Source organism: Hyalangium sp. (assembly GCF_035629615.1).
Lineage (GTDB): Bacteria > Myxococcota > Myxococcia > Myxococcales > Myxococcaceae > Hyalangium.
Genome location: NZ_DASPHO010000780.1, coordinates 1 through 12,713 on the forward strand (window position 1 = coordinate 1; position 12,713 = coordinate 12,713).

General features: G+C 66.6%; 11 protein-coding genes. 8 read left to right on the forward strand and 3 right to left on the reverse strand.

Annotated features, from left to right (window positions below; all coding sequences use genetic code 11):
* The 3 genes from VD972_RS38935 to VD972_RS38945 all read left to right on the forward strand — a co-directional run.
* On the forward strand, positions 1 to 325 hold a 325-nt coding region (locus VD972_RS38935), incomplete at its 5' end, for a phosphotransferase (protein ID WP_324993942.1).
* Between the two features lie 592 nt (positions 326 to 917).
* Positions 918 to 1,148 carry a hypothetical protein gene (locus VD972_RS38940; protein WP_324993944.1) on the forward strand — a complete coding sequence of 77 codons (231 nt, stop codon included), beginning with the start codon at positions 918 to 920 and terminating at the stop codon, positions 1,146 to 1,148.
* A gap of 24 nt (positions 1,149 to 1,172) precedes the next feature.
* Entirely contained in the window at positions 1,173 to 1,733 is a 561-nt protein-coding gene (locus tag VD972_RS38945) for a hypothetical protein (protein ID WP_324993946.1), read from the forward strand.
* On the opposite strand, the gene VD972_RS38950 is transcribed toward VD972_RS38945, so the two are convergent.
* Positions 1,730 to 1,858 (reverse strand): hypothetical protein, encoded by a 129-nt coding sequence (locus tag VD972_RS38950; RefSeq protein WP_324993948.1) that lies wholly within the window; start codon positions 1,856 to 1,858, stop codon positions 1,730 to 1,732. The genes VD972_RS38945 and VD972_RS38950 overlap by 4 nt on opposite strands.
* Positions 1,859 to 1,999: 141 nt before the next feature.
* Between VD972_RS38950 and VD972_RS38955 the strand changes: the two genes are divergently transcribed.
* Both VD972_RS38955 and VD972_RS38960 read left to right on the forward strand, forming a co-directional pair.
* On the forward strand, positions 2,000 to 5,449 hold the full coding sequence (locus VD972_RS38955) for a CHAT domain-containing tetratricopeptide repeat protein (RefSeq protein WP_324993950.1): 3,450 nt from the start codon (positions 2,000 to 2,002) through the stop codon (positions 5,447 to 5,449).
* 10 nt (positions 5,450 to 5,459) lie between these two features.
* Complete coding sequence (locus VD972_RS38960) at positions 5,460 to 6,668, forward strand: hypothetical protein (RefSeq protein ID WP_324993952.1); 1,209 nt, start codon at positions 5,460 to 5,462, stop codon at positions 6,666 to 6,668.
* A gap of 66 nt (positions 6,669 to 6,734) precedes the next feature.
* Here the strand turns inward: VD972_RS38960 and VD972_RS38965 are convergent, their stop codons facing one another.
* Positions 6,735 to 7,682: a phosphotransferase gene (locus VD972_RS38965; protein ID WP_324993954.1), complete on the reverse strand. Its 948-nt coding sequence runs from the start codon at positions 7,680 to 7,682 to the stop codon at positions 6,735 to 6,737.
* A gap of 120 nt (positions 7,683 to 7,802) precedes the next feature.
* On the opposite strand from VD972_RS38965, the gene VD972_RS38970 reads away from it, so the two are divergent.
* Together VD972_RS38970 and VD972_RS38975 are read left to right on the forward strand one after the other, a co-directional pair.
* Positions 7,803 to 9,377 (forward strand): right-handed parallel beta-helix repeat-containing protein, encoded by a 1,575-nt coding sequence (locus tag VD972_RS38970; protein WP_324993956.1) that lies wholly within the window; start codon positions 7,803 to 7,805, stop codon positions 9,375 to 9,377.
* Positions 9,378 to 9,543: 166 nt separating this feature from the next.
* A complete protein-coding gene (locus tag VD972_RS38975) occupies positions 9,544 to 10,038 on the forward strand; it encodes an aminoglycoside phosphotransferase family protein (protein ID WP_324993958.1) in 495 nt (164 codons plus the stop codon).
* Between the two features lie 70 nt (positions 10,039 to 10,108).
* Here VD972_RS38975 and VD972_RS38980 read toward each other — a convergent pair whose 3' ends face one another.
* Positions 10,109 to 10,675, reverse strand: coding sequence for a hypothetical protein (locus VD972_RS38980; RefSeq protein ID WP_324993960.1), 567 nt, complete (start codon positions 10,673 to 10,675; stop codon positions 10,109 to 10,111).
* 544 nt (positions 10,676 to 11,219) lie between these two features.
* On the opposite strand from VD972_RS38980, the gene VD972_RS38985 reads away from it, so the two are divergent.
* Complete coding sequence (locus tag VD972_RS38985; RefSeq protein ID WP_324993962.1) at positions 11,220 to 12,431, forward strand: ISL3 family transposase; 1,212 nt, start codon at positions 11,220 to 11,222, stop codon at positions 12,429 to 12,431.
* Positions 12,432 to 12,713: the final 282 nt, after the last annotated feature.

The following is a 12,713-nucleotide window of genomic DNA, read 5'->3' on the forward strand; positions in this document are numbered from 1 at the left end:
GGAGGACCGGATCGCGGCAGTCATCGACTGGGAGGACGCGGCCGTGGGCGATCCGCTCTCGGACCTGGCTTGTAGTCGCGTCGAGCTGATGTGTGCGTACGGTGAGGCAGCCATGGAGGCGTTCACGGCTCACTACCTACGCGCTCGAGGCCAGGCCGTCGATTCGGAGGAGCTCGCGCTCTGGGAGCTCCTCGTGAGCTCGGCGGCCCTGGCATTGATGGACCGCTGGGGGCTCGAGCCGCGGTTGGAGGCCGCGAGGCGCTCGAAGACACGAGTCTTCCTGGATCGCGCGGCGGCCACGCTGAGTCGGAGAGACGGTCGCTGAATGGAGCCCTCTCATTGAGCGTGAAGTGAATGTTGGGGTTACCAGGAGGCGGGCCAATGAGGAGAAGACCCTGGGCGCAAATGATTTCAAGGACTTGAACTGCACAAACCGTCTCAGCACAGAGACACCCGTCCACGCCGTGAGACGGTGTCCTGCTGTTGCAGAGGTCGGAGTCGTCCGGTCACTTCCGGTTGACCGGAACCAGCTCGTCACTTCCGGTTGACCAGAACCAGCGTTGTCGCAGCGGTAGCGCCCTCTCGCTCTGGGCACCCGGCGGGTATGCAGTGAGATGGTGCGCGAATTACGACCTATAGGGTAGGGTCATCGGAAGGAGCCGTGGCGCGCACTCTCTCGTTCCAGGACTTGCCTCATGCTGAACCTGGGCTACGAGTACAAAGGTGGCTGCTACGTGCCCAGCTACCCTCCTCCAAAGCTGCCCCAGTCCATCCAGCCGTAGGTCCTCAGCGATTCAGCGGCAGGGAGAGTGTGAAGCTGGATCCTTCACCCCGCTGCGATCGAGCTGCTGGAGCGCCACCCTCGCCCGCCTCCGCTGCGCCTCCGCCGTGTCGCCGCTCAAGTGGTCTACACCGCCGTGACACGAGGCAAGAAGCTGGTGGTGCTGGTGGGAAGCAAGAAGGCGCTGGGGATTGCGGTGCGCAACAGGGAGCTTCAGAAGCGCTTCACGCAGCTCGTCGCGCGGCTGCGGGGGAAGCAGGATGGCTGTCTCATCAGGGCCCCAGCATGGCGCGCACCCCCCTTGATGCAGCGCGGGAGACTGGAAAGTGGAGTCGGTCCGTTGTACGCCCTGCCGCTGGTACGGTGATGACCTCGTGTGTTGGAGACCCTCATGATGGGACACGCTTGCTGCGCCACCCTCGGGCCATGGAGTGGGCTCGAACTCGACGGAACAGGCTTGCGGCGAGCCGTCATCCGCCTGGGCGGTCAGCTCGCCACGCTCCTCGAGGGTGTCAATCTGAAGGAACGCGACCGGATCGAACTCCCGGATTCACCGGAGCAGATACCCACCGAGGAGCTGAGTGCGCTTGCGACGCAGTGGTTCTCCGGCAGGACCGTGCTCTACTACAATACAGCGCACGGCAATCAGATTGAGTACTACGACCCGAGTGGCTGGTTGTACCTATGGTATCCGCGTAACAAGAGAGCCGTTCCCGGGGGCTGGTACATCGAGGGCGAGGATCTCTACGCTCGATACGGCCCAAACACATACAACCCTGTCACGCGTCGCTATGGCGGTGACTGGCAGCGGAGTTCGCTCGTCTCCATGATCCGCGACGTGGTCGACAGTGCGCCACGGGATGTCTTCGAACTCAGCACGGGGCGTGTCCCCTTCCCATTGCGCGCTCACCCTGCCTACCCGTCAATCGCAGCGGTGAAGCCTGAGCCCTAGCCGAGGCCTCCAGCGAGCCAGCCGAGCTCGGTGAGGGTGTGCAGCGGGCGTCCCTGCAGACAGATGACGCAGGACTCGCCGCGGTACAGCTTGGACCACTCTTCTGGGTTGGACCATGTGCTCATGCCGCATGCCCTCGACGTTGCTTCGCCTGCCGACCGCCCAGTCGGGGGGCTCCGCCCTGCCTGCGATGAATTGCGGCGAGCCTCGAAAACGAAGTGACGCGCTCAGCGCCCGGTGGTACCGGTGCCAGACCAGGAGAAGAGATGCGTCAGGTTTTCGGATGGATGATGGTGGTGGTTGTCTGCGGTGCGGCAGGAGCGGGCGCCAGCGCGGAGAAGCCAGACTCGCGGCTGCTGGAGGCAAAGGCAGCCTTTGATGAGGCAACGAAGCTCCATGAGGCAGGCAAGTATGCCGAGGCCCTGAAACGGGCCGAGCAGGCGCTCGCCCTCCGGGAGGCCGTGCTCGGAGGCACGCATCTCGAGGTCGCGAGCTGTCTGAACCTGATGGGTGATCTTTATCGGCGGCAACCGAACCCCCTGACCCACGCCGAGCCCTTGCTTCAACGCGCGCTCGCCATCCGCGAGGCGGCTCTCGGCAACAACCACGTCGACGTCGCCCAAACGCTCTACACCCTCGCAGCCCTCTACGAGGGACAGGGGCAGTACGGCCGGGCCGAGCCTCTCCTCCAGCGCGCCATCGCCATCCGCGAGGCAGTCCTCGGCAAGAACCACCCCGACGTCGCGGATGCGCTCCACCTCCTCGCCATCGTCTATAAGGCCCAAGGGTCGTATGCCCAGGCCGAGCCCCTCTTCCAGCGCGGGCTCGCCATCCGCGAGGCGGCTCTCGGCAAGGGCCACCCCCGTGTCGCCTCCTCGCTCAACAGCCTCGCCGCCCTCTACTGGGACCAGAGCTTGTACGACCGGGCCGAGCCGCTCTACCAGCGCGCGCTCGCCATCCGCGAAGCGGCTCTCGGCAAGAACCACCCCGAGGTCGCCCAATCCCTCAACAACCTCGCCAACCTCTACGCGGTCCAGGGGTTGTACGGCCAGGCCGAGCCGTTCTACCAGCGCTCGCTCGCGGTCCGCGAGGCGGCCCTCGGCAAGAACCATCCCGACGTGGCCCAGACGCTCAACAACCTCGCCGTCAGCTACATGTACCAGGGGTTGTACGGCCGGGCTGAGCCGATCTACCAGCGCGCCCTCGCCATCCGCGAGGCAGCTCTCGGCAAAGACCACCCCGACGTCGCCTCCTCGCTGCACAACCTCGCTCTCCTCTACTTGAGCCGGGGGTTGTACGGCCAGGCCGAGCCCCTCTTCCAGCGTGCCCTCGCCATCAAGGAGGCCACCGTCGGCAAGGGCCACTTCACCGTCGCCTCCGTGCTCCAGAACCTCGCCCTCCTCTACCTGTACCAGGGCTTGTACGACCGGGCCGAGGCCCTCTTCCAGCGCGCGCTCGCCATTCAAGAGGCGGCCTTCGGCAAGGAGCACCCCGACGTCGCCGTCTCGCTCAGCAACCTCGCCCTCGTCTACCTGTACCAGGACTTGTACGACCGGGCCGAGCCCCTCCTCCAGCGCGCCATCACCATCAAGGAGGCCGCCCTCGGCAAGAGGAGCCCCGAGCTCGCTGGCTCGCTCTCCAGCCTTGCCATCGTTTACGCGGACCAGGGGTTGTACGGGCGGGCCGAGCCCCTCTTCCAACGGGCGCTCGCCATCGAAGAGGCGGTCCTCGGCAAGAACCACCCCCAAGTCGCCCAGACGCTCAACAGCCTCGCCGTCCTCTACAGGAACCAGGGGTTGTACGGCCGGGCCGAGCCCCTCTTCCAGCGCGCCCTCGCCATTCAAGAGGCGGTCCTCGGCAACAGCCACCGCAACGTCGCCCAGACGCTCACCGACTTCGGACGGCATCGCCTGGCCCAGCAGCGCCTCGCCGACGCCCTGCCGCTCTTCACACGCGCCTTCTCCATCTCCGAGCAGCGCCTGCGCCAGGAGGCGCTCGACTTCTCCGAGTCGCGCCTCGCCGGCTTCCTCCAATATCTGCGCGCGGATGAGCAGGCGCTCTACTCACTGCTTCGCGCGTACCCACAGGACGCCCGCGCGCAGCGCCTGGCCTTCAGCGCCGTCCTCCTGCTCAAGGGCCGCTCCATCGAGGAGACGGCCCACATCTCCCGCACCCTCTACCGGCGCCTCGGGGCCGAGGACCTCGACACCTTCGAGCGGCTTCGTGGCCTTCGCACCCGGCTGGCCACTCTCTCTCTCGCGGGTCCCGGCTCCCTCACTCCTGAGGTCTACCAGCAGCGCCTCAAGTCGCTGGCGGAGGACGGCGACTCCCTCGAGGCAGACCTGGCCATCCGCTCCGCACCCCTCCGCTCCCTCACCGCACTGCCTCCTCCCGACGCCATCGTCGACCGCGTCGCCGCCTCCCTCCCCAAGGACTCCGCCCTCGTCGAGCTCGTCGCCTACAGTCACAGCCCCCTCGTCCCCAAACCCGGCACGGCCCGCGCGAAGATTCCCACGCAGCTCCGCTACCTGGCGCTGGTGCTCTTCCCCGATGGCTCCACCCGGGCCTTGGATCTCGGCCCCGCTGCTCCCATCGATCTCGCCGCCTCCCGCCTGCGCGCGGCCCTCGCACGCAACGACGCTCAGTTCCAAACCTCCGCCCGGGCCCTCTACCGGCTCGCCTTCCAGCCCCTGCTGCCCCTTCTGGGCAAGACCCGCCGCCTCTTCCTGTCTCCCGACGGGCAGCTGGGCCTCGTTCCCTTCTCCGCCCTCCACGACGGCCGCCGTTTCCTCCTCGACTCCTTCGACTTCATCTACCTCACCTCGGGCAGGGATCTGCTCCCGCGTCCCCAGGACATTCCCCTCGCGTCCTCTGTCTTCGTCCTCGCCGACCCGGATTTCACGGCCTCACCCCCAGCCGCTGCCTCCGCCTCCGGCCCTCTGCCCACGCCGGTCGAGCCCTCCGCCTCCCTCACGCGCTTCTTCTCCACCGCACGCTCCGACCTCGGCGCCAGCTCGTGGGTTCCACTGCCGGGCACTCGCCAGGAGGCCGAGAGCATTCAACGCCTCCTTCCCCAAGCGGAGCTCTTCCTCGGCCCCGACGCCTCCAAGGAGCGCCTGCTCTCCCTGTCCACCCCGGGCATCCTCCACCTCGCCACCCACGGCTTCTTCCTCGAGGATTCTCCCGCCCTCTCAGGCTCCCGCGCCGTGGGTTCCTTCGGTGCTCTGGGCGACAACCCCCGTGCCCCGCGCCCCCAGGAACCTCTCCTGCGCTCCGGCCTTGCCCTCGCGGGTGCACGCTCCCTGCCTCCTGTCTCCTCCTCGCCTTCCGTGCCCAGACCCGACGCCGCCCTCGTCACCGCCCTCGAGCTGGCGGGGCTCGATCTCTGGGGTACCCAGCTCGTCGTCCTCTCCGCCTGCGACACCGGCCGCGGGGATGTCAAACTCGGCCAGGGTGTCTACGGCCTTCGCCGCTCCCTCGTCGTCGCCGGCGCTGAGACCGTCGTCATGAGCCTGTGGAAGGTCAACGACGCCTCCACGAGCCAGCTCATGGAGGCGTACTACCGCAACCTCCTGGCCGGCCAGGGCCGCGCCTCCGCCCTTCGAGAAGCCATGCGCTCCTTGCGCCTCTCCCGGCCCCATCCCCACTACTGGGCTCCCTTCATTGCCCTGGGCAGTGATGCCTCCCTCCGCGCAATCGCTCCCCAGCTTCCATGAACGTGACCCCATGACGGCTCGCCTCGCTTCCTTCTTCTGCCTCCTCGTTGCTGTGCCCGCCGCCGCCAACGTGGCCGCATCCACGCGCACGCCGGCGGCTTTCACCCTGTCTCCGGGGACCGCGCGCACGCGCTCGGAGGTGCTCGGCGAGAAGCTTTCCTTCGACTGCTCGGGGGCAGAGCGCGAGGAGGCCTGTCGCTTCGAGGCGCGCTACCTGCTGCGCAACGGTACCTCCGAGGCGGAGGTCATCGACGCAGCCTTTCTGGGTATCCGTGTGCGCGAGGTGAGCGTGGAGTTCAACGGGGAGCAGCTCCCGGTGGCGGAGCGACAGGTGGACCCACCTGAGTCCGCCCCGGGCACCGGCGATGCCGCACAGGCCCCACCCTCCCCCGAGGAGGCGCTCGGGCGGCTCGCGCGCACCTCGGTGGAGCGTTTCGGTTTCACCCTCACGCTGCCGCCGGAGAAGGGAGGCGAGCTGGTGGTGCGCGGCGTGGTGCGGCTCGAGCGGCGCTTCCTGCCCTCGGGGTATGAGTGGCCCGCGGTGCAGGCGCGCCACGTGCTGCTGTCCTCCGAAGCGCGGCGGGCCACGCACTGGGACATCGACTACCTGCTGGGGCCCATCCGCACGTGGGCGGGCAGCCCCGAACTCCACGTCACGGTGCGCATCCCCTCGGCGTGGGAGGTGGGTAGCAGCCCGGACGCATACGCGCGCACGCGGCCGGAGGCTACGGGTTGGCAGGTCCGGCGCGAGGGCTCGCAGGCGGTGGCGGAGCGGCGCCTTGAGGCGGCGAGCGCGCCGGAGTGGCTCAACATCGCGCTCACGCAGCGCAAGCCGTGGTGGATTCCGGGCGGCGTACAGTTGGGAGTGGGTGCTCGGCTCGGGGACGGTTCCCGCTTCATGGCGCGGCTCGGCTACCAGCTCGCCGCGCCCGAGTCCTTCCTGCACTCGCTCTCGGTGGAGACGGACTTTCGCGAGCAGCTCGTCCTCACGCCGCTCACACAGTACGCAACGCCGCAGATCTTCATCATCCCGAGTCTCGGCCTCGGGGTGGGCGTGCCGGTGCAGGTGCTTCCCGAAGCCAGGCCGGGCTTGCGGTTGCTCGTAGACCTGCACTTCGGTCCGGTGGGAGCCGCGCTCAGCTGGGACCACCATCCCCGGCTGCGGGAAGGCTCGGACACCTTCTCGCGGCTCGCCCTCCTGCTCCAGGTAGGGCTGTAGGCTGGTATACGCGGTCATCGCCCGGACGGAGCCCTCGCAGCGCCCTGTCGCCGGCGAGCGCACCGTTCAGAGCGCTAGGCTTTCCTTGAGAAGGGCAAGACCGAAGGCCCACTGGCCGTCAGGTGTGCCGAACTTCACCTCGCCGGTCAACAGCTTCTCTACGAACTCGGCGAATGAGAGCGTGGCGGCGAGCGTCTCCGTGCCGCTGGCGCCGGGATGGTTCATTTGACGTGCGATGCACAATTGCACCGTACCGACGAATGCGGCCACCAGCCGGCGGGTGTAGCTCAGTCGGGCCGGGATTGCCGTCGCGGTTTCGCCATCGTAGGCCGAGAGCAAGCGCAAGCAGGCGTCCTCGTCCATGCGCAAGAAGACGGAGATGGCCGCGAGATCGTAGAGCGGGTCCGCCGGTCCGGCCAAGGCCCAGTCGAGCATGAGGATCGCTTCGCCGTCGTAGGCGATGTTGCTGGGGTTGACGTCGTTGTGGCCAAGCACCGGCGCGCGGTCGCTGAGCGGAGGAGCTTCGGCGAGGACGCGCTCGACCGCCGCGCCCACGAAGTCCGGCAGCGCGCAATCGGTCCGCAATTCCGCCCACATTTGCCTGAGGACTTGGCGGCGATCGGTTGCGACCGCGCCGACGGGAACGGGGAGCGCATGGATCCGCCGGATGAGCTGGCCAAGCTCAGTGAGCGCGGCTTCGTGCGTGCGCGGATCGAGATAGTGGCGCATGAACGACTGGTCGACGACGAAGGCCGACACGAACGCGCGCCGAGCCTCATCGACGTGGACAACCGGCGGCGCGATCCCCGCCTCGGCGGCCAGCCGCTGCAGGTGGACGGCACGGGCCCAATCGGCGTCGTCTTCATCGGGCGCGGCGATCTTGAGCACGAACGATCGCCCCTCAGCCTCGACCGCGTACACCCTCGCCCCGGACAGCCCATCCGCGATTGGCGTGATGGTGGTAGAAGGGCCTTTCAGATGGGCGGGCAGGCAGTCCTCGACTGTGGTCACCATGGCTGATGCGGGATACTGCCACAGCGGCCGCGGGGCGCACCAAGGCGTTCTTTCACCGGATCACCAACCGGTGCGGTTGAGCCTGGGCCTCTCCCCCGGGAGTTGATCCATACTCCGCGCATGCGCGCGCTCCGTACAGTCCTTGCCCTGCTTGCGTTGCCCCTGCTCGCCCAGGCCGCGGAGTACCGCGTCGGCCCCGGGCAGACCTATACCGCGATCGGCGAGGTCCCCTGGGAAGCGCTGGGTCCAGGGGACGTCGTCCTCATCCATGCGCGACCCATGCCCTACACGGAGAAGTGGGTGATTGGCCGCAACGGGACGCAGGCGGCACCCATCGCCGTGCGCGGCGTACCGGACGCACAGGGCAACCTGCCCATCATCCATGGAGAGGGCGCCACCACGCGCGCGCAGCTCAACTTCCCCAGCGAGCAGCGCGGCATCATCAAGATCGGAGCCTCCAACAGCCCGCCGGACACCTTGCCCTCCTACATTGTCATCGAGGGGCTGCACCTGCGCCGGGCCCGTGGCGCCTTCACCGGCCGCAACGGCGCCTCCACCTATGCCACCAACGCCTCCGGCATCTACCTGGAGAAGGGCGAGCACATCATCATCCGCAACTGCATCTTCGAGGACAGCGGCAACGGGCTGTTCATCGCGCCCAATGCGTCGGATGTGCTCATCGAGGGCAGCTACCTCCACGGCAATGGCAACCCGGGCAGCATCCTGGAGCACAACGCGTACACCGAGGCGCTCGGCATCGTGTACCAGTACAACCGGTTCGGCCCGCTGTGTGCCAACTGCCTGGGCAACAACCTCAAGGATCGCTCGGCGGGCACCGTCATCCGGTACAACTGGATCGAGGGCGGCAACCGGCAGCTCGATCTGGTGGAGTCGGGCAACGCTTCGTTCCGAGCTGATCCGTCATACCTGCGCACCTTCGTCTACGGCAACGTGCTGCTGGAGCCCGAGGGCGCGGGCAACCGGCAGATCGTCCACTTTGGTGGGGACAACGGCACCGAGCCGAACTACCGGGGCACGCTCTACTTCTGGAACAACACGATCGTCTCCAGCCGCACCGACCGAACGACGCTGCTGCGCCTGTCCAGCAACGCCCAGACGGCGCACGTGACGGGCAACGGGGTGTTCCTCAGCGCAGCGGACGGCACCACCCTCTCGCTCACCGACGCAGCGGGCGCGCTGCACCACGGCGGCAACTGGTACGAGCCCGGCTATGTGTCCTCCTTCGGGACCGTGACGGGCTCGGTGACGGATACGGGCGGCAATGTCACGGGAACCGATCCCGGGTTCGTGGACGCTTCGGGCCAGGACTTCCACCTCCTCGCCTCCTCACCGCTGCGCGGCGTGGCCGTCGCGCCTCCATCAGGGACGAGCGCCCACCTGCTGCAGCGTCAGTACGTGAAGCACCGCTCGAGCGAGGCTCGTCCCCAGGGCAGTGCGCTCGACATGGGAGCCTATGGCTTTGGCACGAGCGGCGGGGACGGTGGAACCGGGCCGAGCAATCCGGACGCGGGCACGGGAGCTCCTGGCGGCGGGGATGAAGAGGACTCGGGTGGGTGCGGCTGTGGCGCCACGGGGGGCGCTCCGCTCGCGCTGCTGCTCGTGGCCCTCTGGAGGTTCGGAGCCCGGAGAGGCTCTCCCAACAGCTGGACGCAGGCCTTCGGCAGGCCCCGCTGAGCACCGGAGAGCGGTAAAGCGGACTTCCGCTCCGTGCACATAGAGATCAAAAGCGGCGCGGACCGTTTCGATGACCTGGGTGCGAGTCCGGTCATCCGCCTCGTGAAGGATCTGGCCGCGGCGCTGGTGGCGACTCTGGCGCTTGCAAGGGTGATAGCCTCCCGAGATGCCGACCAGCCCGGCCGACCCCTACGCGACGCTCGCCCAACGCCTCGGAGGGCGACTCACCCGGCGGTGGACGCTTCACGGCGGGGTCTCCGCCAAGGTCCAGGCCCTCGAGCTGATCCTGCCTGACGGCACGACGGCTCGGGTGGTGGTTCGACAACACGGCGCGGCAAGCTGGAAGCCTCTGGAAGAAGGGGTCACATCCACCGAGCTCGAGGCCCTCAGGCACCTGCTCGAGCAGCGAGAGGCCGGCCAGGAGCCGCGGTTGACGGGGTCGGTGCTGCACGGGGACTTCTGGCCGGGAAACATCCTCTGGCAGGAGGACCGGATCGCGGCAGTCATCGACTGGGAGGACGCGGCCGTGGGCGATCCGCTCTCGGACCTGGCTTGTAGTCGCGTCGAGCTGATGTGTGCGTACGGTGAGGCAGCCATGGAGGCGTTCACGGCTCACTTCCTGGATCGCGCGGCGGCCACGCTGAGTCGGACTTTGAATTGAGCCTGAGTGAGGTTGGCGGAGGCTTCGTGATGAATAGGTCACATGGGCATCCGCCTTCACATACCTTTGTCTAATCTACTTTTTTGAAGCTGGCTGTGTATTGCGTTGGAGCATCCCCTGGCTCAATTCGCAGCCATCTCTTGCCATCCCCAGGCTCGTAGTTAACGTAGTAATATTTCGTAGTTAAATTCTCTTTGCATTCCGTTGCTGTCGCATCGCGATCGACATTCTTTGACCCATTGTTCCATCCATTGTAATGAGCTCTGCCAGCATAAAAAGTAAAAGAGCCACTTTGGGCAGTTGAGCCTGGATCAAATGCTACGGTGCCTTCAGCCTTGGTTGCTGCGTTGATAGTATAGCCTTCCGCCATATAATACATTTCGGCATCTCCGCCTGCTTTAAAGCGAAAGAATTTGCCACTTTGCCAGGCGGATTGCAGAAACTTTCCAGTATAACTATCCACTACGTTAACATAGGAAGTATAACCGTTTGCCCAGTCTCCTTCTAGACCTGCGGGAATTTCTGTGCGTGGCAAACTGTCAAGGTCTATGCTGTCATTATTATTGTTGTCCCCTTTGCAACTGCAGGCATTCAACAATAGAATTGCAATGCCGGAAAAAAAGATCAGTTTTTTCATGAAACACCTACTTAAGTATTGGGTTGATTGAGAGGTTAACAAGCCACGGCTCAGCCTGGCTGGAAGGAGGTCCCAATACCTTTTTCCCAAGGACCAAGCCGTGCCATTCAACCCTGCCCAATTTCCGGTTCCGCCGCAAGCCCTCAATCCAGTCCTTGGCATGTCCCCGAGGGCCTTGGCCTAGTACTACAGTTGTAGATGGGTATCCGCTGCTGCATCCCTTGCTCCAGAAAGCCATTACCTACGGCGGCGTTCTCGGCATAGCCGGTGATGAACAGTACCTTTAGCTGAGGGCGAGTGACCCGGGCGGCATCCGCCACCTGCCTGCCGTTCAACCCTCCCGGAAGGCCCACATCTGTGAGGAGGAGATCGATTCGACGATCGAGTCCGGAGCGGGAGACTGATTCAGAGGGAGCCCCGAGTGTAGCGCCAGCGACTGAAGCTGGCAGCCGCCTTGCAGTTGGCCCCACGGCGAGGTTGGCGGAGGCGGCAGGGCCAGGCTGGCCGGAGGAGAGGGGCGGGGGCGCGGGTGGGGATGGAGGAGTTGCTGAGGCGACTGGTGGGGGTGAAGGGGTTGGTGGTGCGTGGGGCGCGCTTCGAGTCTCATGGGGTGGAGGTAGAGGTCCGCCCCCGCCAGCGCCGCGCCCGGTGTGGAGAATGCGGTCGTCCTTGCCCCGGCTACGACACGGCGGCCAGCCGGCTGTGGCGGCACCTGTCGCTGGGGCGTACGGTGTTCTGGCTGCGCTACGCGCCGCGCCGGGTGCAGTGCCGCGAGCACGGGGTGAGAGTCGAGCGAGTGCCCTGGGCCGCCCACGACTCGCACTTCACCCGCGAGTTCGAGAAGATGACGGCCTGGCTGGCCCAGCGCATGGACAAGACTGCTACCTGCAGGCTCATGGGCATCAACTGGCGCACCGTAGGCACCCTCGTCCAGCGCCTGGTCACCGCGCGGTTGGACCCGGCCCGGCTGGAGGAGCTGTACGTCATCGGCGTAGACGAGCTGTCCTTCCGGCGCCACCACGAGTACGTCACGGTGGTGGTGGACCACCTGAAGAAACGAGTGGTGTGGGTGGGCGAGGGCAAGGGGGAGAAGACGCTGCAGCAGTTCTTCGATGAGCTGGGAAAGGAGCGCTCGCAGGCGCTCACCCACGTCACCATGGACTTGGGCGCCGCCTACCGGGCCGCCGTGGAGGCGCGAGCTCCTCAGGCTCAGAAGGTGTTCGACAGGTTCCACGTGCAGAAACTGGCCAACGAGGCGCTGGACACGGTGCGCCGACAGGAGGCGGGCCTGCTGGGCGGCACGGCCGAGGGCCAGGCCCTCAAGAGGAGCCGCTGGGCGCTGCTGAAGAACCCCTGGAACCTCACCCAACGCCAGGGACAGAAGCTGTCCGAGGTGGCGCGCACCAACCGCCGCCTCTACCGCGCCTGGCTCCTCAAGGAGAGCCTGGCCAAAGGGCTGTCCTACCACCAGCCCCTGCGGGCCGAGCAGCACCTGGACGGCTGGGCCCAATGGGCCTCGCGCTCCAAGCTCAAGCCCTTCGTCAAGCTCAGCAAAACCCTCCGCCGCTTCAAGCACTGCATTCTGGCCTACATCTCCACCGGCCTGAGCAACGGCCTCGTCGAAGGGCTCAACAACAAGATTCGCCTCATCACCCGCAGCGCCTTCGGCTTCCACAGCGCCAAGGCGCTCACGGCGATGATCCACCTGTGCTGTGGTGGCATCCCTCTGACACCGCCCCTGCCCGTGCTGGCGTAACGCACCCACCTCGGTGGGCAGCAGGGGGACTCACGGGCCTGCCGCCAGCGCATCGGCCGAACCTGTCAGACAACCAGACAGGTTTGGCAAGAGTGCGCCAGCGGGGAGCCTCGCAGCGGTTGAACTCACAGCGACCCTGGCAGAGCGGGACGGCCGGCGCGGGAGGACCCGTCAGCCGACGGCTCAGGATACCCCACATCTCAACCCGTCAGGTAGACCTCTTGCTTACCTACCGAATGAGGCAGTTGCGGGTTGCGAAGCGGCCCAGTGCGTGATCTGGCG

Coding starts and splice junctions, on each gene's coding strand:
- VD972_RS38950 (WP_324993948.1), bottom strand. CDS start 1,858: ATGAGCACATGGTCCAACCCAGAAGAGTGGTCCAAGCTGTACCGCGGC.
- VD972_RS38955 (WP_324993950.1), top strand. CDS start 2,000: ATGCGTCAGGTTTTCGGATGGATGATGGTGGTGGTTGTCTGCGGTGCG.
- VD972_RS38945 (WP_324993946.1), top strand. CDS start 1,173: ATGATGGGACACGCTTGCTGCGCCACCCTCGGGCCATGGAGTGGGCTC.
- VD972_RS38970 (WP_324993956.1), top strand. CDS start 7,803: ATGCGCGCGCTCCGTACAGTCCTTGCCCTGCTTGCGTTGCCCCTGCTC.
- VD972_RS38975 (WP_324993958.1), top strand. CDS start 9,544: ATGCCGACCAGCCCGGCCGACCCCTACGCGACGCTCGCCCAACGCCTC.
- VD972_RS38980 (WP_324993960.1), bottom strand. CDS start 10,675: ATGAAAAAACTGATCTTTTTTTCCGGCATTGCAATTCTATTGTTGAAT.
- VD972_RS38960 (WP_324993952.1), top strand. CDS start 5,460: ATGACGGCTCGCCTCGCTTCCTTCTTCTGCCTCCTCGTTGCTGTGCCC.
- VD972_RS38965 (WP_324993954.1), bottom strand. CDS start 7,682: ATGGTGACCACAGTCGAGGACTGCCTGCCCGCCCATCTGAAAGGCCCT.